This is a genomic window from Halolamina pelagica (assembly GCF_001307315.1).
GTDB lineage: Archaea > Halobacteriota > Halobacteria > Halobacteriales > Haloferacaceae > Halolamina > Halolamina pelagica_B.
Map to the genome: position 1 here is coordinate 1,788,783 of NZ_LGUC01000001.1, position 20,977 is coordinate 1,809,759.

Here is a 20,977-nt window from a genome sequence, read left to right on the forward strand (position 1 = left end):
TGAGCGAACGTGGATCAGCTTCCCATCCCGGCGTTCCATCTCGTTAACCCGCGAATTGTTCCCACACTTGGGGCATTCATTTCGCGTCTCTAGGATATCCTCTTCCTCATCTTCAGAATCTCCGAAAATCCTCTGGATCATAGATAGATCACTCTCCGGAGACAGTAGCCACGACAGTATTCCCGGTATCTCTATGGATTTTGACTTTTCCGTCAAATCCAGATGGATTTCTCAGAGCCTGCTTCAGTTCCTCCGATTCTGTTGTTAACTTCCTCCCACCTTCAGTAGACTCATACCTCGTTTTAGAGTCAGAATCACGTATGTCATCGGCTATGTCTAACCAAGCCGAATTTTTGTGTGCACGATTCTCGAAGGCTTCAGCAGCTAGCTCTGCTTCTTCAGAATCTAGCCGATTTTCTACTTCGGGCACTTCCCCGGCAATTCCTAGAACCTCTTCAAGATCGATATCAGCAGCTTCCTCCATTTCTTCTTCAGTATCAGGCTCCGACATAGCCTCGCTCATAGCCCGCTTAAACTCGGCTCCCGTCATTTCAGACACTTGCTTAGTCTCGTGAGCGGGCTTCATCCAGTCCTTGGAGTCCTTCAAATTTTGAGCCTTATTGAGCCGATCTTCCTTCAGTTCCTGCTTGTAGATCTCCTGAACTTCGGATTCAACCTCGCTCCAGATCTGGTCCATGTCTTTCCCGGACAAGTCTTCCTTATCCGGATTCTGAAGCTTCTCGGCTTCCCTGAGCTGCTCTATCTCACTTTCGGAGAAAAACGCTGAAGCCTTCTCACTAGACAGATCAACCCCAATCACCTTTTCTCCCTCTTCCTTCTCTCTCAGCCGACCCTCTGATAACTCAGTCACAACTCCGTTGCCAGTTAGCTTGGCTTCCCGGATATCCTCCGGAGCCGACAACTCGGCTACCTCTGATTCGTTATCTGTTTGCTCGTTACTCTCCTTCTTTACAAAATTAGGTCCGTAGATTCCCATAGGTTATTCCTCCTTGTAATTCGCTAATTCGTCAATCTCACTAGTCAATAATTCCTCAAACGACCGGAAACCCCGGTCTATCTTCATATGACTAAGCGCAGAATGCGTATCTTCGCTTAGCCCAACCGTCTTTTCTTTTCCCATTGCGACTAGTAATAAACATTACAAGTTTATATATTTGTTCATTTAGATTAAGAAAAATAGAAATAAGGTAGAAAGTTGGTCAAACAGTCGGGAATACTCTATTAAGACCTCCAGTTGGGGGCTTTAGTTAGATGGGTACAAGGACAAGAGAAAACGACTTGTCTATGGCCTATGATTTCCGCATATGCCCACATGGGAACCACAGAAGGCAATGACGACACTTTCGTATCTTAAGTTCAAAGCTGGTTTGTGGGCAGAGGTAGATGATCTGCCTGATTGGGTGACAAATAGAGAACCTACGTACACGGAAGGGCGCGCTCTATCTCACGAAAGTGACCGCACGTACTGTGAAAAGGAAGTCTGGGTTGGGGAGAGTCTGAAGTATATGATAAAGTGGGAACCAGTTGCTCAGAAGGATTTGGAATTGGCAGGGATGTATGCGAAAATCAAGTGACATTACTCTGGTAACGCTATTAGCTGTACTTACGGATGCAGATTCAGAGGTTGGTATCCTGTTCAGAACCAATATCTCATAGATTTTGAATCCGACATTTATGCGACAAAGAATTAGAAGGCTCATTAGCGGGAAAGTCGCACCGTGACCACAGTCCCAAAAGAATAAGAAAATAGCCTGAGAGTCGGTGATATCAGTTCTAGATAATTGCTCCTAAAATAGATTGAACCAAAGACTTTGCTGTCCTTTGCCAGACTTGAGACAGACTTCACTCAGCTATAGAGACTTTGCTCTGTCTTGCGATTCTTCTTTCATTCTTCTTCGGTTCTCTCAGCTGTAGCAGATTCCTCTTCTTCGGTCAATGATCTACTCTCTACCTCTGATTCCTCCCACAGTCTCACGTATAGCCATAGAGTCCATGCTATGAGCCTGAGTTAGAATGTTAGTGGAATGCCCTATCCTACAGAGAAACCTGACTAGCCGCTTAGAGACAAAGCTAGCAGACCCTCAAGAGCAAATGAGTATCAAGTCTAATTATGTCTCAAAAATCGAACCGACCTTACTTCACCCAATCCCCTACCCCGAGAGTTTGATTTGCCCAGATCGAAGCTCAAGCCAGATATCTGGATCCGCCATACTTGTATTCTATTCAAGGACATAATCAGCGTATAAGCACAAAGATAACTGATAGGTTGCCTTTGGATATTCCTTACTTCCCAAAAGATATGAATTGAAGCCCATTACAGAGTCTGAATCCAGAGCTATCTTGCGATATTTCGCTATACTCTGTGTTGGTACCGGATTTGGAGATTACTGAGCGAATCCCACTAGGTCCGGACCACAAAAGTAGTGGCCAAAAGAAAGATAGAAGCTAGAAAATTACCACATTTCGTTGGCCATTTGGGCCCTACGACCACTCTCAGATTTCACATAGCGAAGGGTAGTCTCAAGATTTGAATGCCGAAGCTGTTCCTGAGCAGCTTCGATCCCTGCATCACTTGCCCACATAGTAGCAGCCCCCCGTCGAATAGCGTACCAAGTCAACTGCCGACCATTGGGTTGGATATCTGTCTCTGCTAGCAAATCATCTAGGAGGCTGTTGAGCGAGCTTGACCCATACGGATTCCCGTACTTGGTGAGCCACAATTTGTCTGAGTCGGCATATCGATCATACCGCTCTCGTTCCTCAAGCCAGCGTTTCAGAGCCCGAACAGAGCGAGTAGACAAAGCGCATTCCCAAGGTTCTGAATTCTTGGTAGATTCTTCTCTGGGAATCCGTACCTCTTTATCCTGAAGATTGAGCCAACCCGTATTAGCCCGACCAACCTCTATCGGGCGGAGCCCCAGATCGGCACTAACAGAGAAAAGCGAGGGAAACTTCCATGAATTGGCATTGTCGAATTCCTCCGGTCCTACCTCTTCTTTGGGAATCTCCATTCTCTGTGCTAGGTGAGTCTTGATTTCATCCCTCTCTTCGGGGCTCATTCCCTTGTTGTGATAGCTGCGAACAGAGCTAATTTCGACAGCAGCATCATAGAGGCTGGATAGCTCCCACGCGCGAAAGTAGTGGATACTCTTGTCTGAGGTTTCATCCTTCAGTTGATCCTTATGCTCGTATTCCCAGTCATAGTCTGTATTTCGAGAGTCATTGAACCACTTGAATAGCCGCTTGAGCGATTTGATGAAGATAGATATCTCATTGTCCGTCTTTGGGCTTCGACGGACTAGATCATTCAACAGTTGATCAGCATCCTCTGGGGTGAATCCAGTACGATACTCTCCGTGAGTATCCCAGAGCCACCGATATGCAACCTCAATTTTGTAATGGGTGGTTTGGACTGTGGTATCCGCGTACCCATCTCCCCGGAATGGTCGCTTCCCTCTAGTCGAAAGCCAAACGAGGAAGTCGTACTTGAAATCCTCATAATCCTCTGCTTGGAGGGGAGCGAATTGCTCTAGCGCCGTTTGATTGGGCTCACTTACAACTGGGACGGGCAACTCCACATTGTCTTGCGGTTTGTCGAACATGGTTGTTATCCTGAGCCCGAGAGATTCAGCAAGCCCACGCCGTACTCCGATTTCTCGTTTAGTGTTGCGACGTGTGTTTTTCTACTTGCGTACTTAGGTTTACAACCGGGAAAATGTCGAAATCCCGCGTTAGCAGGATTGGTCCGATGGGTGGGTTGACGCTTCCATTCCGCAATCTTGGAAGGCTCAGGTCCTGCCACTAGACCACCGGTGCGCACTCGGAGTAACCACACCCAGAAATAAGGGCGTTCCCCTTCGGATCGACCCGACGTTCAAGTACGATGCCGGGACCACCCCCGGTGTGCGCTGAGAGTCACCGCGGGACGGGTCGCGGTTGTGCGGCCAGCCGTCTCGCGCCGGAGTCGGGCCGCCTGTTCGCGATCAGTCGTCCGCAGCCGTGGATTCGGCGCCGTCACGCCGGCGGGCAGCCTCGCGGATCTCGTCCGAGACCGCCGGCGTCGACGCCGGATCGACCGACTCGCCGTCGAGTTCGGCCAGCGACTTGGGGAACTCCCGCAGGTCGTAGTGGATCGCGATCCCCGCCTTCGCGCCCTCGCCCATCGCGACCGGGATCTGACTGTGCCCCGGCGTGAGGTCGCCCACCGCGAACACGCCCTCGACGGATGTCCGGCCGTGGTCGTCGACCTGGACGGCGCCGCCGTCTGTCCGCTTCAGGTCGAGCACCTCGGCGAGTTCGGCGTGGTACTCCGCCCCGAACATCGGGAATCCGCCCTTGTACTCTCGGGTCGTGCCGTCCTCGAACTCGAACGACTCCAGCCAGCCGTCCTGGTCCGTGTTCATCCCCGTGATCTCCTCGTCGATCACGTCGATCGGGTGGGCACGGAGCTGTCGGTCAGTTTCCTCGCCCCACTCCGGTTCTTCCCCGCGGAGCAGCAGGTCCACCTCGTCGGTGAAGTTGAGCATGATCATGGCGACGTGCGCCGAGCTCTCGTTGGTGCCCATGACGTACACCGACTCGTCGATGAACATGTAGGCGTCACAGTGGAGGCAGTAGTGGAGCCCGCGGCCAGTTCGGGGCAGCGGCGGCTCCGGCCGATCGTCGGAGAAGCCGGTCGCGAGCACCACCCGTTCGGCGGTGTACGTCTCCTCGCCAACGTCGAGACGGTACGACCCCGACGAGCCGTGGATGTCCGAGACCAGCCCCCGAACGGTGTCGGCGCCGTAGGACTCGATCTGTCGTTTGGCAGTCTGGATCAGTTCGTTCCCGGAGACCTCCTCGGTGATGCCGATGACGTTGTGGGTCTCCTGCATCATCGCCGCCCGGCCGCCGCCGCGATCGATCAGCACCGTATCGTGCCCGAGTCGCGTCGTGTACAGTGCGGTCGTCAGTCCCGCCGGGCCGCCGCCGACGACGGCCACTTGGTAGTCGGGGTCGACTTCGCTCATACCCCCACTCCGGACTTGCAACCTAAAAGCACACCACTCGTGGCATCGCTCGCGAGAACCCGTCGGGAGGCTTACGGGTCGGGGAACAGCGCGTCGATCTCCGGGTCGTCGACGACGAGTCGGTAGTCGGTCGCCTCCCGCTCGACGACGCCGTGGCGTTCGAGGTGATCGAGGTGGGCGAACGCCTCGCCCGGGCCGTGGAGAATGTGGATCGTGTCCAACTCGCCGAACAGGTGGTGGCTCACGGTCCAGGCGTCACAGCCGCCGTGGCGCTCGAGTACGTCGATGACCCGTTCAGTCCGCTCACGGTGATGGCTGATGATCTCCCGCGCGCGCTCCGCAGGCTCCTCGATGGGGTCGCGGTGGCCTGGCAGTGCACGGTCCCAGTCACGCTCGACGACCTCGACGAGGCTGTCGACGTACTTCGCCAACGGCGACGCTACTCGGACGTCCGCGCCGCCGACGTTCGGCGTGTACTTCGGGAGGATGGCGTCGCCGACGAACGCCTGTCGCTCACCGTCGTCCTCGAAGGCGAACGCCGAGAGGCCGTCGGAGTGGCCGGGGAGGTGGATCGCTTCGAGTTCGAGATCGTTCACCTCGAACCGGTCGCCGCCGGTGAAGGGCGTCACGTCGACGTCGTCGCCGGCGAGTTCCGCGTGGCCCTCGAGGAAGGAGAGAAGCTCCTCCCGCGGGCCGTCCGGTAGCTGCCACGCCTCGAACGTCTCCTGCTGTAGCGCCCGGTCCTCGATGAACGTCGCCTCCGCGCCGGAGACGAGCGATGCGTCAGCTTCGTGCACGTGGACGGTCGCCCCGCCGGCCTGCTGGATCATGCCCGCCAGGCCGGCGTGGTCGTAGTGCCAGTGAGTGAGGAACACGCGATCGATGTCCGCGGGCGTGACGCCGAACGACGCCAGCCCGTCGACGAACTCCTGGCGAGTCGGATCGGTGGCGACGCCGGCGTCGACGAGCGCCGTCTCGTCGCCCTGCAGAAGGTAGACGTTGTTCTCCCCTTCGAAAACGGTGTTCCCGAGCCGAATACGCTCCATACATGACCTGCTCGGCGGGCGCCAAAGAGGGTTCCCACTTCGGTGCGTTCCCGAAGAATCGCCGCAGGGACAGGAGCTGTCGTCGGCGACCGTCGGGCGGTAGATTCAAACACGGACTGGGTGTAACGGGGACCATGCCGGCGGACCTCTACGACGTTCTCGGCGCAGCCGACGACGCCGCCGCCGAAGAGATCAAACGCGCCTACCGGGACCGCGTCCGGGAGTACCACCCCGACGTGAACGACCACCCGGATAGCGACGCGCAGTTCAAACTCATCCGAACAGCCCACGACGTGCTCTCGAACCCGGCCGAGCGCAAAACCTACGACCGGCTGGGCCACCGCGAGTACGTCGAGAAGAACCTCGACAACCTCCCGCCGGTATCCGTGTTCCCGGACGAGGAGCTGCCGGACGGCGTGACGGCGGCCGAAACGGAGCCAGGAACCGAGTCCTCGTCCACAGGCCGAACGACGACGGACACCGCCTCGACGACCAGTACCTCGACCACCAGTAACTCGACGACGGCCAACACGACATCGCCGACCGGAGGGGCCAACAGCACCCGATCCGACACCCGGACGGGGACCGACACAGCCGCGGATCGCTCCTCGACCGGGCGACGCAGTGACGGGAGCGATACGTCGGCCACCGAGGCGGCGGGGAGGAGCAGTACGGCGACGACTGACGCCACCAACCAAACGAGCGAGCAGAAATCGACGACCACCGGCTCGGACGCCAGCAGTTGGGAGGCCGCGACGAACTCCGCACAGTCCGCAACGTCGTCGTCGACGGTTCCGGCCGGCGTTCGGCGCCGACGCGGACTGAAGCGCTGGTACGGCGTCGTCGCGCTCTCCCTGTTCGTCTACCTCGGTGGGCTCGGTGTCTACGCGCTGCCGCGGCAGGCGGCGCTTCGAAGCGCCGTCGCCGACGCTGTCGCGTCGCCGGTGTCGACGCTCCTCGGTCCGTTCCCGCTGGAGTCACCCGCCGCATATCTGCTCACGGCCGTTGAGACGATGCAAGCGGGAACGCCGGCGCTCGGCGGTGTGTTGCTCGCAGGGGCCGTTCTCCTCCCGCTGGTCGTGCTGACGACCGTCGGCCGGTTCGGCCGTGGCGCCGCGTGGATGTACGCGGTTCCCTCGCTGGGGCCCGCGGTCACCCTCGCGGTCTGGCCGGTCGTCGCTGTCCCGACGTGGGCGGCGCTGGTGGGGCTGATCCTGCTGCCCGTGCTGAGCGGCGGCGGGTTCCTCGTCGACGTGGGGCGGTATCTCCGGGCGACGCGCTGAGCTACCGGACGTGGTAGGACTCGCCGCCGGGCAGGAACCGGCCGAGATCGCTCTCGCGTCGGTAGTCCGTGGCCTGCAGCGTCTCGAGTGCCTCGACGAGTCGATCGTCGTCGTCGTCCGCCCAGTCGGTCGGGTCCTTGATCGGGAGCACCAGCCAGCCGCTACCGAGCAGTTCGGTGCCGTGGAGCTGGTCCATCTCCACGTCGGTCCGATACGCCTGCGCCGTGTAGGTCTCGAGGACGTGCCGCGTCGCGTGCTCGCCGACGGGGAGGAGGACGTGGGCGGCGATGGCGCGAAGTTCGGCGTCGAAGTAGCGCTCCATCTCCGCGTACGCGTCGTCCGTCGGGGTGGTCCCGCCCTCGGGCACGCACATGTGGAGGTAGGAGAGGAACGTCCCGGTAGCGTCGGGCTCGTCGCCGACGCTCTGGAGCAGCCCGCCGTCGGCGAGCGCGGTTTGGAGTCGCTCCGCCGCGGCCGACCCCGTGAACGGGACACCAGTATCGACGCCGCCGTGGACGCCGGGATGGTCGCCCACCACGTGGAAGTCCGCGTTGGCGTCGCCGTAGCCGGGAACGAACTGATCGCAGGGCGGCTCCATGCCGAATGGGTTCGACACCCGGTCGGTGACGTGTCGCACGTCGCCCCATAGCGGGTTGGGACGCTTAGCTACCGTGGTTCCGGCCCGCCGGGACCGGAATAGCCATACGCCCCGACGCCCCAGCCTCGCCCAATGAGTCTCAGCGACGAGGCCAAATCACGCCTCGCCGACATCGTCACCCTCCAGCCGACCAAGAACAAGGAGCTACAGGATCGCTGGGGATGGAGTCGGGAAGCGAGGTCCACCAGTATCTCGAGAACGAGCTGGGCGACTACTACTACCGCGACGACGACAGCCTGATTCGCGCGACCGAGGAGGGCGTCGAGCTCGTCGACGTGGAGCCGAGCGTGCCGCCGGAGGAGACCGGCGGCGTGCCCGACCGCATCCGCGTGCCGGAGCTCCACGCACAGATCCTCGACGTGATTGCGGGGCCCGAGGAGCGCTCCGAGAGCGTCGTGAGCGTGCTCCAGAAGCTCCGGGCGTCGTTCGACATCGATCCCGAAGTCGAGTCGGTGCGGGACGCGCTGGGAAGCCTCCGCCGGAAGGACGTGGTCGAAGTCGAGTACCGAACGGTCCCGACGTTCCGCCTCGCCGTCGAGCGCTCGGCGTTCGAAGTCGAGACGATCGAAGACTGACTGCGCCGGCGCCTGAGCGCAACTAATCCCCCGGAGTCGGATCGGTGCCGGGCGATCTCGACATGGTGTGGGTGAGCCAGAACAGCCCGGTCGCGAACACCACGAACCCCGACGCGGTGAGGAACGCCTCGACGGTGCCGACGAAGTCCTTGATCAGCCCGACCCCGAGCGGGCCGGCGGTCTGTCCGATCTTCCAGGAGATCGAGCGCAGCGACATCGCGCTGGCGACGGAGTCGTACGTCTCGCCTTCCTCGACGAACAGCGCCATGCTCGCCGGCAGGCGGATCGAGTCGCCGATCCCCATGACCGCGTAGGCGAGAAACAGCACGAGGAACCCGCCGCCCAGCTCCTGCCCGTGACCGAAGTAGCCGAGGTAGAAGCGTCCAACGGCGTCCTCGGCCGGGAGCGACAGCGGGATGAGCGCAATCCCGAGCCCGTACACCAGGGCGCCGACGGCGACGAACTTCGCGCGGTCGCCGATCCGGTCGGTGAGGTCGCCGACGTACCCCTGGAGCAGCGCCTTGGTGATCTTCCCGCCCGCGAGGATCCAGCCGATGGCGAACGCGCCGATGCCGAACTCCGTGCTGGCGAGGATCGGGAGGAAGATGATGACCGCCATCTTCCCCACCGAGAACGCCAGCCGGAACAGCACCAGCGAGCGCAACATCGGCAGCTTCAGCAACTTCTTGATCGTCCCGACCCCCGACTGGGCCTCGGGGTCGTCGACGCCGCCACCCGGGTCGTCGCGGAGATTGAAGTAGACGAGCACGAACGCCCCCAGCGTGACGGCGGCGAGGATGGCGAACACCACGCTCGACTGGAGCGGGTCGTACATCGAGAGCAGCAGCCCGCCGACCACGTCGCCGGCCAACGAGGAGAACGCCGCGACCTGATTGTACGAGCCCAGCCAGCGACCGCTCTCGTCGTCGGGCGAGATCTGCCCGACGACCGTCGAGCCGGTGATCCAGAGGATGCTGGCACCGATCCCCTGTACCATCCGGACGTAGATGACTTGGATCGACCCGCTGGTCGTCCAGAGGGCACCCGCCCCGACCCCTTCGAGAGCGGCGACGATATCCGCATGGACGGGGTGCCCGATGAGCATGTACCCCACGAACACCAGGACGTTGATCAGGAGGCCGGCCAGCAGCCACCGCTTGGCGTTCCCGGTGTCGATCTTGCGGCCAAGCGGGAGGACGATGAACAGCTGGACCAACGCGAACGCGGTCCCCCACAGCCCCTCGATGAACCCGGAGGTGCCGAACGCGTCGGCGTAGAGGGCGAGCGCGATGATGATGGTCGAGTACGCCTGGCTCCGCGCGAACGCCGTCCCCGCAAGCGAGAGGAACTCGCGGTTCCTGAGCAGGGCGACCGAGTTTCCGAACCGGGCCACGGGTGATCGGATCGAACACGACAGCGACGGATAAAGGAATCCATCTCTGCAGGCGTTTCCGACGACGAGCGGCAGGATTTGCCGGATCGTTGCGGCCCGGTCGAGCGACTGCTGCGACCGACAGTGCCACCGGCGAGTGACGTGCGACTCGGCGACCGCTTGCCCGGGGTTAGAGCTCGATCCGTTCGACCAGGCCGGCGTCGCTCTTCGTGTTGACGGCGACGATCCGGACCGCGTCCTCGAGCATCGAGTCCCGGAGCTTCGACTTGAGGAGATTGTCGACCTGGTAGACGCCGGCGGCGTTGACCATCTCGATCTCGACCATCACGGGCGTCCCGTTGCCCGGCTGGAGGCTGACCTCGCGAATCGCCTGGCTGGAGAGCGTGTTGATGCCCCGGCCGCCCTCCTCGTAAGGGATACGCGAGCGACCCCGCTCCATGTCGAGCGCGTCGGCGACGCGAATGACGCCGGCTTCCCGGGTCAGCGGCGTCTCCTCGGTGTGGTGACAGAGGATCGCATGGAGCACTTCGGCCTTGATTCGGATCTGTTCGGGAGTCTCGTAGAACTGATCGAGGAACTCGTCGAGGAAATCAGCCGCCAGCGGAATCGAGTAGTAGACGTGGTCGTCGCGGTGGACGACGTGCCCCACGTCGTGAAGCGTCGCCGCCAGGGCGATGATGACCGGCTCGTCGGCTTCGTCGAGCCCCTGGTCGGTCGCGCCGTTGAACGGCACGTTACCCGCCTTCAGCAGGTCGTAGAGCCGGAGCGCGCGGTTCCGAACGATCTCGATGTGCTTGGTTCCGTGATCGTTGTACCCCTTCCGGGTGACCGCGTTGACGTTCTGAGCCTCGAGGTAGGCCTCGACTTCCGGGTGCTCGACCAGTTTCGGCAGCACCTCGTTCAGTCGCTCGTCCGGGAACGCGTGCTCCTCCGCGGGGTCGTATTTGTGTCCGGTGGTCTCGCTGGCCATCGACTCACAACCACGATGCGGACCGAAAAAAGACCGTCGGGTGGGTCAGATGTCGGCAGCAGCGTCGACGGCGGCCGAAATAGCCTCGTAGTCGGGTTCGGTCCCGGGATCGTCGGCCAGCCACCGGTACGTGACGGTGCCGTCGGCGTCGACGACGAACACGGAGCGCCGGGCGACGCCGTCCATGTCGAAGCGTTCGTACGTCGTCCGCACGCCGTACGTCTCGCAGATCGAGCCGTCGTTGTCGGCGACCAGCGGGAACGGAAGCGACTCCGCCTCCCGGAACGCCGCGAGTGCCCACGGGAGGTCGGTGCTGATCCCGAGCACGGTGGCTCCGCCGGTCGCCAGCGGGGTGAGACTGTCGCGGAACGTACAGAGCTCGGTCGTACAGGTGCCCGAGAACGCCGCCGGGAAGAACGCGAGGACCGTCGGTGTCTCGCCCAGATACGCCGTCAGGGGGCGGGGGTAATCCCGTCCGCGTCGGCGACGGGGGCGGAGAACGTGGGCGCGTCGGTACCGACTGTGGGCACGGTGTCGTCCATGTTGATGCCCGGGGCGGCCGCGGGAAAAGGGCTCTCCCCCGGTCCATATTTCCAAAAGGCCTATAGTCGGTTGTGGGGTACATCAGCATAGAGATGTTCCAGACTGCGCCGCTTCAAGTACCGATTCCCGGGGGACCAGAGCTCATCATCATCCTCCTCGTGCTCGTGTTGCTGTTCGGCGCGAACAAGATCCCCAAGCTGGCTCGGTCGACCGGGCAGGCGATGGGTGAGTTCCAGAAGGGCCGCCAGGAGCTGAACGAGGAGCTCGAAGAGATGAAGGAGGGCCCGGATTCGGACGACAGTTCCACCTCCTCGACGGCGTCCGAGGACACCGACGAGGCGGAGACCGAGAGTTCGACGAGCGAGTAGCGCAGAAGCGTGTTCTTTTGTCCCCCGACCCGGTAGCGGCGGCTAGGGCGTGTGGCCTAGCGGACAGGGCGAGGGGTTCCTAACTCCTCGATCGTGGGTTCGAATCCCACCACGCCCGTTTTCCGGCGAACGAAGTGGACCGTGGAACCGGCTCGGAGGGGTCGAAATCCGCTACACCAGTCCTCCCTGCGAGTCCGTGGGGCCGTTACTCCGCTCCGGCCTCCATCCGCTCGTAGCGCTCGACGAACCGGGAGCGACACGACGGGCAACAGAAGTGGTACACGTCGTCGCCGAGCCGTTCGGTTTCGCCCTCGCTGTCGACCGTGTTGCCGCACTCGGCACAGGTGAGCGCGAACTCCACGCCGCCGAGAGCTGGCGTCCACGCCACGTCGTCGACGACCGAGATCTCTCGCTCGGCCACGTCGGCGTCGCCGATCAGCTCTGCCAGCCAGTCGCGGACGCCGTCGGCCTGCGCCCGGCCGTAGAACAGCAGCTCTTCCTCGGCAGTCACGAACAGGTGTTCGACGGCGCTCGCCGCCGCGACGCGTTCACGGAGGGCGTCCATCCCGCTATCGACGGCGAGACGTACGAACACCGGGACGCCGGCACGCAGCTGCGACCGATCCACGTCGACGGTGAATCGCTTGAGGACGCCGGAGTCCTCTAGGCGCGTGACGCGGTCGGAGACCGCCGGCCCCGAGAGCCCCACCTCGTCGCCGATGTCGCTGTAGGGCCGGCGGGCGTCCGCTGCGAGCAGTTCGATGATTCGAAGGTCCGTCTCGTCGAGGTCGCGCACAGCGGGCGTACGGCCACCGAAAGGATATGGCTTCCGCGGGCCGTTCTCCGGACTGATACTCCCAGGGGAGATTTTTTGCGTACGGGGATAGAGCGAGTAGTCAATGGCTACCGACGAGGGTGACTCCACTCCGAGCCCGCTTGACGGCGAGGTCGCGGAGCCGGTCGAGCCCACCGACGACGGACCGGACGCTGTCGTCGGATCGTACACGTGGGACGATTTTCTTCGTGAGCACGGCGAACCGGACGCGGCACGGACGCTCTACCAACGCTTCGACGAGACGCCCGGGAGCGACCGCTGGGGCGAAGGGGAGCGGGCGCTCACCCGTGAGGACTGGGAGCGCACCGATTTCGATCCCGACGAGTACCTGGGGTTCCCCCCTGGGAGATCGAGGCGCGGATCGGCGCCGCCGGCCGGGTCGCACAGGACATCACCGAGTACTCGGATTTGATCGGCTACGACGAGACGCCGGTCATCAAGGACATCTACGGCTGGGAGGACTACAAACGGGAGTACTTCTACGACGAAGGCGGCGATCCCCCGACCGACGCCGAGGGCGAACCCGAGACGTTCGACGCCGAGGAGGCACTCGGGTTCCCGCCCGAGACGATCGGCGCGACGATGGCCGACTGCGAGCGCGCCGGCGAGGAACTGCAGGAACTGATCGACGAGCGCACGGTGGACGTCGACGACCAGGTCGACGAGGACGCCTTCTTCTCCGATCCGCAGGGGCGAACCACCGTCGCCAACCGCTACGACCTGGAGAAAACGGTCCCATTGGCGAAGAAGCACCACTTCGTGGAGCGGGACCGCTACTGGGTCAACAAGCCCTACTCCTTCGTGGTGATCTTCCGCTCCACGAAGGAGAACGAGATCAAGTACTACGTCGTCCAACCCACCTCACCGAGATCGAGTCGGAGCTGTCTGCGTATCTGACCGACAAGCTCCGCGCGTCGATCAAGTACGAGGACGAGGGCGCGACCGCCGGCGACGAGGACCACCGGCGGTCGGTGATCGAGACCAAAACCCGGGAGCTACTGGATCGCTACGACCTCTACGACGAGCCCAACGACGACGGCCAGGGCGGCGGCCTCGGGAACCACGTCGCCGACGCGTTCGGGATCGACCCCGACGGCGGCGTCGGCGGCCGCGTCATCGATCTGCTGGGGTACGAGGAGCCCGTCGACGGCGTCCGTGATCTAGAGGGTATCGAGGTTCGACCGGAGCCGGTGCTGCTCGAAGAGGACGCCGACATCCTCAACGAGTACCAGGTCGAGAAGCTGCTGTACTACCTCGAACGGGACTTCATCGGCTACGAGCGCATCGACGGCATCAAGCACGACATCAACGTCGAGGACATCTCCTGTGACGGGTACAACTCCCCCGTTTTCGTCTACCACTCCGACTACGAGCAGATCATCACCAACGTCTACCACGAGGAGGATGAGCTCGACGACTTCGTCGTTAAACTCGCCCAACGCTCCGGAAAGGGGATCTCCAAGCGCCGACCACAGGTCGACGCCACACTCCCGGACGGCTCGCGTGCCCAGCTGACGCTCGGGCGGGAGGTGTCAGACCACGGGACGAACTACACGATCCGACAGTTCAAGGACGTGCCGTTCACCCCGGTCGACTTGATCAACTGGCAGACGTTCAGTCTGGACGAGATGGCGTTCCTGTGGCTCTGTATCGAGAACCACAAATCGCTCATCTTCGCCGGCGGGACGGCGTCCGGGAAGACGACCTCACTGAACGCGGTCTCGCTGTTCATCCCGTCGAACACGAAGATCGTCTCCATCGAGGACACCCGCGAGGTCGAACTGCCCCAGCGCAACTGGATCGCCTCCGTGACGCGCCCGTCGTTCTCCGACGACGACAAGGGCGACGTGGACGAGTTCGACCTGCTGGAGGCCGCGCTCCGACAGCGTCCCGACTACATCGTGATGGGCGAGATCCGTGGCGAGGAGGGGCGCACACTGTTCCAGGTCATGTCTACGGGACACACGACGTACACGACGTTCCACGCCGACAACGTGGGCGAGGTGCTGAAGCGGTTCACCACCGAGCCGATCAACGTCTCGAAGACGATGTTCACGGCGCTGGATCTGGTGTCGATCCAGACGTCCACCCGTGTCCAGGGGCAGAAAGTGCGCCGGAACAAGTCGCTGACCGAGATCAACCACTACGACGCCGAGAACGACGAGATCAACGTTCAGGACGTGTACCAGTGGCAGGCCGAGACGGACGAGTTCCTGAAGATGGGGAACTCGAACACGCTGGAGGAGATCATGTTCGATCGCGGGTGGGACCGCGAGAAGCTCGATCTGGAGATCTTCAAACGGCAGACGGTGCTTGCCTACCTGATCCACGAGGGGCTGAACACGTACACGCAGGTGGCGGCGACGTTCCAGGCGTTCATCAACGACCCCGAGACCATCCTCTCGCTGATGGCCAACGACCAGCTCGAGGCCTCACTCGAGGATCTCCGGGAGATGGAGTCCGTGCTGATCGACATCGACCCCGAGAAGGAGGAGATGGTCCCCCGGCCCGACCCCAACGACGAAATCCTGGCCGAGACACGGCAGATCCTCGACCGCGCCGAGGAGGAGCTGTTCGAGCAGTACTACGGCGAGACGCCGGACGGCGTGGCGGACGCTCTGGTCGAGACGCAACCCCAGGGCAACGTCGAGGCCACTACCGACGCCGCCGGCGAACTCCCAGCCGGGGCCGAGTCGGTGGGCGCCGACGACGGCCCGGACCGCGACGCGATCGACGCCGGGAGCGACGACCAGGAAGCGATCGACGACAGCCCGGACGAGGAGCCGATGCCCGAACTCGGACCCGGCGACGACGAACCCGACGGCGCTTCTGCGGGGGACGACGGCGAGGCAGCCACCGACAAGCCGGCGGCTGGGCCGGAGCCCGAGTCGGTCGACGAGGCGTTCGACACGTCGTCGACGACACCGACCACCGACGACGGCGAGCCCGATGGCGAATCGGCGGCGGAGCCAAGCGACGAGGGGCAGTCCGCGGACGACCCGTCCGTCGGAAACGGGTTCGGTACCACCACGCCTACCGACGAGGCGTTCGAAGCCGGCCCCGAGGTCGACGACGAGTTCGGTGCGCAGCCGCCTACTACCGAGCGGTTCGACGACGCTCAGTCCAGCGGCGACGGGGTCGGCGATCAGCCGTCCGGCGACGATCAGTTCGACGACGAGCAGCCGATCGATGACCCGTTCGCTGACGATCCGGCCGGCGACGGCCAGCCCGGGGAGGATTCGGCCCTGCGCCACCAGTCCGAGGGGAACCCGGCCCCGATGGAGGGGCAGGCGACGAAGCCGGTTCGGACCGGCCGATGGCTGACGAGGAACCAACCGCTGACGATCCGTTCGACGGCGATCAAGCCACTGACGACCCCTCGAAGACGAACCGGGTACCGACGATCCGTTCGACGACGGCCCGGCCACGGACGGGTTCGACGACGATCCTCACACAGACCACCCGTTCGGGACCGGAGCAGCCACCGACGGGTCAGACGAGGAGGAGGAATCCGGCGATCGGGCTGGCGACGAACCGCTCGAGTGGGACGACCACGACGACTCGGACCAACCACCCATTCAGTTCGGTGGCGAGTCCGACGACGCCGGCGACGACGAGTCGGACGAGCCGGCGATCCAGTGGGAGGAAGCGCCGTCCGACGACTGGGACGACCCGAGCGATCTGACCTTCGACGCCGGCGACGACGACCCGCTGTTCGATTCCGACGACGCCGACGACCCCGACGACCTGTTCCTCGGCGTGCCCGAAGACGAGGACGACTCGGGCGAGGAGTCCGAGAGCGGTGTCGACGTCGACTCGTGGTCACTCGACGAGGAGGGCGACGAGTAGATGAGCCTCGAACTCGGCGAGGGGCCCGACAGCGACTCCGGCGCGCTGGCGGACGCGTTCTACCCGCTGTACGAGCTGCTGTTCGAGTCGGAGAGCGACTTCGTCAGCGACGTGGAGGGGAAGCTGACCGAGGCCCGGATGAACCAGGCGGTCGAACTCTACCTCTCGCGGGCGCTCGCCGTCGGCGTCCTGATCGGTGGCGCGCTCTGGCTGGTCGGGAGCCTGCTCGGGTGGGCGGTGTTCGAACTCGGGCTGATCACACCTGAGACCCTCAGCCTCGGGATCCCCGCCGGAAGCGCCGAGATGGCGGCGACGCTGAAGGCAGCGACGGTGCCGGCGGTGATCCTCCTGTCGGGGCTCGTCTTCGGGAGCATCGGCTTCGGCATGGGGTTCGGCACGATCGTCGCGATCCCCTACTCCCGGGCATCGGCGCGCGAACGGGAGATCAACATGCTGCTCTCGGACTCGGTCTCCTACATGTACGCGCTCTCGGTCGGCGGACTGAACCAACTCGAGATCCTCGAGTCGATGGCCGACGCCGACGACACGTACGGCGAGGTCGCAAAGGAGTTCCAGAGCATCGTCAACGAGACGGAGTACTTCGGCACCGACTACCGGAACGCGGTGCGCAAGCAGTCGATGGAGACGCCGAGCGACGAGCTCTCGCAGTTCCTCACGGACATGCTCTCGATCATCAACTCCGGCGGGGATATGGAGCAGTTCCTCTACGACAAGAAAGAGAAGCACATGCGCACCGCCAAGCAGGAACAGGAGACGACCCTCGAGACCCTGGAGCTGTTCGGCGAGATGTACATGACGCTCTCGCTGTTCCCCTGCTGCTCATCATCATTCTCGTCGTAATGAGCATGATGGGCAGCGGCCGGGAGCGGTTGATCTACGGGACCGTCTACGCCCTGATCCCCTGACCGGCGTGGGCTTTCTGGTGATGATCTCGACGGTGAAGCAGGACGAACCCGGCGACGGCTACCTCTCGCCGGGGCAGGGGAACGAGCGGCTCGAGGCTAGTCGCGACGAGGGGCTGTTCCACCTCGGGCTGATCGAGGCGTTCACCGGTGGGTTCGACGTGTTCAACCGGATCAAGTCCCGCGAGGGGAACTACAAGACCAAACAGCTGCTTTCGGCCCCCCAGCTGTTCTTCCGGGACAACCCGCTGTTCACGCTGGCGCTCACGGTGCCGACGGCGCTGGCCGTGATGGGCGTGCTGTTCACCGACGGCTCGATGCCGACGACGTGGGAGGGGATGATCGCGAACCCGATCTGGGGACGTTCGTCTGGTTCTACGTCCCCTCGTACATGACGCTCGTGCCGCTGGCGTTCTTCTACGAGTGGAACGGGCTGACCCGACGGTCGATCACCGGGAAGCTCTCGGAGAACCTGCGGAAGCTCTCCTCGGCCAACGACACGGGCCAGACGCTGCTCGAGTCGATCCAGACCGTCGCCGACACGTCGACGGGGAAGCTCGCCGACGAGTTCGAGGTGATGTACGCGAAGGTGAACTACGGGATGAGCCTGCGGGAGGCGATGGTCGAGTTCAACAACAAGTACCACATCCCCCGGCTGGCGCGGACGATCAAGCTGATCGCGGAGGCCCAGGAGGCGTCGAGCCAGATCACCGACGTGCTCTCGACGGCCGCACAGTCCTCCGAGAACCAGGACGATATCGAGCGCGAGCGGAAATCCCGGACGCGGATGCAGGTGGCGATCATCCTGATGACCTACCTCACGCTGCTGGCGGTGATGGCGATCCTGAAGGTGCAGTTCCTGGACACGATGGCGGGGATGGGCGGCGGGGGCGGCAGCGCCGGCGGGCTGAGCTTCGGCGCCAGTATCGACACCCAACTGCTCTCGCTACTGTTCCTGCACGCCGTGACGCTACAAGCGGTGCTCTCGGGGTTCATCTCGGGGTACATCCGCGACGCCCAGATCATCTCTGGCGTGAAGTTCGTCGTGATCCTGCAGACGCTGGCGCTGGCGGTCTGGGTGGTGGTAGTGTGAGCCGCCTCGTCGACGACGAGCGCGGGCAGACGGTGCTCGACTACGCGATCGGCGTGGGGATCTTCCTCGTCGCGGTCACGTTCGTCGTCGCCACCATCCCGGGGATGTTCGCCCCGTTCGTCGGCGCCGGCGACGCCCAGATCGCCGATCGGGTCGCCACCTCGCTGTCGACCGAGCGGCTCGGGTCCCCCGACGAGCAGTACCTGCTCGACCGGAGCTGTACGGTCGCGTTCTTCGAGCAGTTGGACGGCGGAGCCGCCGTTCCAGCGGACTGTCGCTTCGACAGTTCGGCGACCACTATCCAGGAGATGTTCGCCCTCGATGACGGGCAAGCGGTTCAGATCACCGTCGAGAACGCGAGCGGCGGCGCCGCCGTCGTCGACGGCACGACGCTCTCGGCCGGGGACGACCCGCCCAGCAGCGTCTCGGTCACCACGGCCCGCCGGACCGTCGCCATCGACGGGACGACGTACTGGCTGGAGGTGCGTGCGTGGTGACGGGCGGCGATCGCGGGCAGGCCCACGCGCTCGAGGCGATCACGGCGGGGATGTTGCTGCTCGCCAGCCTGCTGTTCGCGCTGCAGGTCACCGCGGTGACGCCGCTGACCGGGAGTACGTCGAGCCAGCACATCGAGAACCAGCAGGCGAAGCTCGCCGAGGGAGTGCTGGCCGCGGAGGCCGAGAACGGGACGATCGTGCCGACGGTGCTGAGTTGGAACGAGTCGGGTCAGTTCAACGGGGCCGAGCAGGGCGGGTTCCACGGCGGCGGCCCGCCGACGGCGTTCGGGAACGTGCTGGACCGGACGCTGCGAGAGCGCAACATCGCGTTCAACGTGAACGTCTACTTCATCACCGGGGACGGGGAACGGAGCCGCCACCCGGTACAGTTGGTGGATCTGGGATCGCCCTCCGACCACGCGTCGACGGCCTCGCGGTCGTTCACCGTGTACGACGACGACGTACTCCGGGAGACCAACGAGAGTACCGAGTCGACGAATCGGACGGACACGACGCTCGCGGAGGCGGACTTCTTCGCACCCGACGCCCACGACAGTCGGGTGTACAACGTACTGGAGGTGGAGGTGGTCGTATGGCGGATGTAGACGACCGCGGGCAGTTGTTGCTCGTGGGCGCGCTCACGCTCGCGGTGATGCTGGTCGCGCTGGCGGTGCTGCTCAACGCCGCGATCTACACCGGCAACGTCGCGACCCGCGACGCCGGCACCGGGGCGGGCGAGGCGATCGAGTACGAGAACGAGGCGACGACGATGGCGCAGGCGAGCATCGACGGCGTCGACGGCGACACCTACGCGGCGGTCCGGAGCAACTTCACTGACAGCGTCACGGGGTGGAGCGAGCTCGCCCACACTCACTCGGGCGCGTCGCTGACGAGCACGAACCTGACGACCGTCGACATGACCAACGGCAGCCGGATCGCCCAGCAGACCGACCGGAACTTCACCGACGACAACGGGAATTCGACGTGGACCGTCGCCGAAGACAGTCACGTGCGGGCGTTCCGACTCAACGTTACGCAGGGCGACCTCGCGTCGAGTGCGACGGACGCATTCCAGGTGACCTTCAACGACGGCACCGACGAGTGGGGAGTGTTCGTCCATTCCGACGGGAGCGGGAACGTGGCCGTTACCGTGGAGGACGAGACCGACACCGAGGTCGGCGACGGCTGCACGGTCGATCCCGGCGCCGACGACCGGGTGGTGGTCGACATCACCGCCGGCACCGTCGCCGGGGAGGACTGTCCGGAGCTGCGGTTCTTCGGGAACCTCTCGGGGACGTACACGGTTGGCTACGTCGACGCTCTTGACGGCAGCGATAACGAACAGGTCAACGGCACCTACTCCCTGGTCGTCGACGAACCAACGAGCAGTCTCGTGACCGGCGCCGACGAGGACGCCGGCGCGCCGACGGTCTCCCCCGCGCTGTACAGCGCCGACCTCAACGTCACCTACCGCTCGGCGGATCTGTTCTACCAGTCGGAGTTCCGGGTCGCTCCCGGGGAGGCGGGCGCTGATGACTGACGACCGCCCGACTGGCGGCGTTCGCGCCCTGCTCGGCGACGACCGGGCGGTGTCGACGACGCTGGCGTACACGCTCACGCTGTCGATCACCGCGGTGCTGGTCTCGGGGCTGCTGATCGCCGGCGGCGGGCTGATCGAGGACCAGCGGGAGGCGATCACCCGGGACGAACTGACCGTCTCCGGCCAGCAGCTCGCCGGCGGGCTCGAGGACGCCGACAGGCTCGCCGGCGCGGCCGAGAACGGCATCGTCGAGGTGGACATCTGGCTCCCCGCGGACGTGGGGCGGGCGGCGCGTACACGCTGGAGTTGCTGAACCAGTCAACCCCTCGGACCAGCCGGCCCGAGCGACCATCGTCGTCAGCGCCGAATCCGTC

15 protein-coding genes, 1 tRNA gene and 3 pseudogenes are annotated in these 20,977 nt (G+C 63.4%); 10 read left to right on the plus strand and 9 right to left on the minus strand.

What is annotated here, in order from left to right:
• Positions 1 to 148: 148 nt before the first annotated feature.
• The 4 genes from SY89_RS16570 to SY89_RS09385 all read right to left on the minus strand — a co-directional run bounded on the left by SY89_RS16570 (position 149) and on the right by SY89_RS09385 (position 6,076).
• Positions 149 to 997 (minus strand): hypothetical protein, encoded by an 849-nt coding sequence (locus tag SY89_RS16570; RefSeq protein WP_144427179.1) that lies wholly within the window; start codon positions 995 to 997, stop codon positions 149 to 151.
• 1,477 nt (positions 998 to 2,474) lie between these two features.
• On the minus strand, positions 2,475 to 3,623 hold the full coding sequence (locus SY89_RS15950) for a tyrosine-type recombinase/integrase (RefSeq protein ID WP_080506658.1): 1,149 nt from the start codon (positions 3,621 to 3,623) through the stop codon (positions 2,475 to 2,477).
• Positions 3,624 to 4,004: 381 nt separating this feature from the next.
• Entirely contained in the window at positions 4,005 to 5,030 is a 1,026-nt protein-coding gene (locus tag SY89_RS09380) for an NAD(P)/FAD-dependent oxidoreductase (protein WP_054584020.1), read from the minus strand.
• 71 nt (positions 5,031 to 5,101) lie between these two features.
• Complete coding sequence (locus tag SY89_RS09385) at positions 5,102 to 6,076, minus strand: MBL fold metallo-hydrolase (RefSeq protein ID WP_054584021.1); 975 nt, start codon at positions 6,074 to 6,076, stop codon at positions 5,102 to 5,104.
• Positions 6,077 to 6,210: 134 nt separating this feature from the next.
• Between SY89_RS09385 and SY89_RS09390 the strand changes: the two genes are divergently transcribed.
• Positions 6,211 to 7,359 carry a DnaJ domain-containing protein gene (locus SY89_RS09390; RefSeq protein WP_054584022.1) on the plus strand — a complete coding sequence of 383 codons (1,149 nt, stop codon included), beginning with the start codon at positions 6,211 to 6,213 and terminating at the stop codon, positions 7,357 to 7,359.
• A 1-nt stretch (position 7,360) separates the two neighbouring features.
• Here SY89_RS09390 and SY89_RS09395 read toward each other — a convergent pair whose 3' ends face one another.
• A complete protein-coding gene (locus SY89_RS09395) occupies positions 7,361 to 7,996 on the minus strand; it encodes a uracil-DNA glycosylase family protein (RefSeq protein WP_054584023.1) in 636 nt (211 codons plus the stop codon).
• A 93-nt stretch (positions 7,997 to 8,089) separates the two neighbouring features.
• On the opposite strand from SY89_RS09395, the pseudogene SY89_RS09400 reads away from it, so the two are divergent.
• A pseudogene (locus SY89_RS09400) lies at positions 8,090 to 8,592 on the plus strand (DUF5797 family protein).
• 22 nt (positions 8,593 to 8,614) lie between these two features.
• Here SY89_RS09400 and SY89_RS09405 read toward each other — a convergent pair.
• The 3 genes from SY89_RS09405 to SY89_RS09415 all read right to left on the minus strand — a co-directional run bounded on the left by SY89_RS09405 (position 8,615) and on the right by SY89_RS09415 (position 11,411).
• Positions 8,615 to 9,985, minus strand: coding sequence for an MFS transporter (locus tag SY89_RS09405; protein ID WP_054584024.1), 1,371 nt, complete (start codon positions 9,983 to 9,985; stop codon positions 8,615 to 8,617).
• Positions 9,986 to 10,154: 169 nt separating this feature from the next.
• Positions 10,155 to 10,955 (minus strand): HD domain-containing protein, encoded by an 801-nt coding sequence (locus tag SY89_RS09410; RefSeq protein ID WP_054584025.1) that lies wholly within the window; start codon positions 10,953 to 10,955, stop codon positions 10,155 to 10,157.
• Between the two features lie 45 nt (positions 10,956 to 11,000).
• On the minus strand, positions 11,001 to 11,411 hold the full coding sequence (locus SY89_RS09415) for a redoxin domain-containing protein (RefSeq protein ID WP_321163914.1): 411 nt from the start codon (positions 11,409 to 11,411) through the stop codon (positions 11,001 to 11,003).
• Positions 11,412 to 11,590: 179 nt separating this feature from the next.
• Here SY89_RS09415 and SY89_RS09420 point away from each other — a divergent pair, with 179 nt between their 5' ends.
• Together SY89_RS09420 and SY89_RS09425 are read left to right on the plus strand one after the other, a co-directional pair.
• Positions 11,591 to 11,866: a Sec-independent protein translocase subunit TatA/TatB gene (locus SY89_RS09420; protein ID WP_054584026.1), complete on the plus strand. Its 276-nt coding sequence runs from the start codon at positions 11,591 to 11,593 to the stop codon at positions 11,864 to 11,866.
• 45 nt (positions 11,867 to 11,911) lie between these two features.
• Positions 11,912 to 11,984 (plus strand) — tRNA-Arg (locus SY89_RS09425).
• 87 nt (positions 11,985 to 12,071) lie between these two features.
• On the opposite strand, the gene SY89_RS09430 is transcribed toward SY89_RS09425, so the two are convergent.
• A complete protein-coding gene (locus tag SY89_RS09430; protein WP_054584027.1) occupies positions 12,072 to 12,662 on the minus strand; it encodes an AsnC family transcriptional regulator in 591 nt (196 codons plus the stop codon).
• Positions 12,663 to 12,765: 103 nt separating this feature from the next.
• Between SY89_RS09430 and SY89_RS09435 the strand changes: the two are divergent.
• The 6 genes and pseudogenes from SY89_RS09435 to SY89_RS09460 all read left to right on the plus strand — a co-directional run.
• Positions 12,766 to 15,841, plus strand: a pseudogene (locus SY89_RS09435) (type II/IV secretion system ATPase subunit); the annotation flags it as partial.
• A 709-nt stretch (positions 15,842 to 16,550) separates the two neighbouring features.
• A pseudogene (locus tag SY89_RS09440) lies at positions 16,551 to 18,566 on the plus strand (type II secretion system F family protein).
• Positions 18,563 to 19,063 (plus strand): DUF7287 family protein, encoded by a 501-nt coding sequence (locus SY89_RS09445; protein ID WP_054584028.1) that lies wholly within the window; start codon positions 18,563 to 18,565, stop codon positions 19,061 to 19,063. The pseudogene SY89_RS09440 and the gene SY89_RS09445 overlap by 4 nt, the downstream one beginning before the upstream one ends.
• Positions 19,064 to 19,113: 50 nt before the next feature.
• Positions 19,114 to 19,668: a DUF7288 family protein gene (locus SY89_RS09450; protein WP_189319182.1), complete on the plus strand. Its 555-nt coding sequence runs from the start codon at positions 19,114 to 19,116 to the stop codon at positions 19,666 to 19,668.
• Positions 19,656 to 20,603 carry a DUF7261 family protein gene (locus SY89_RS09455; RefSeq protein WP_054584030.1) on the plus strand — a complete coding sequence of 316 codons (948 nt, stop codon included), beginning with the start codon at positions 19,656 to 19,658 and terminating at the stop codon, positions 20,601 to 20,603. The genes SY89_RS09450 and SY89_RS09455 overlap by 13 nt, the downstream gene beginning before the upstream one ends.
• Complete coding sequence (locus tag SY89_RS09460; RefSeq protein ID WP_054584031.1) at positions 20,596 to 20,916, plus strand: DUF7266 family protein; 321 nt, start codon at positions 20,596 to 20,598, stop codon at positions 20,914 to 20,916. Before SY89_RS09455 ends, SY89_RS09460 begins: the two co-directional genes overlap by 8 nt.
• The last annotated feature ends 61 nt before the right edge of the window (positions 20,917 to 20,977 follow it).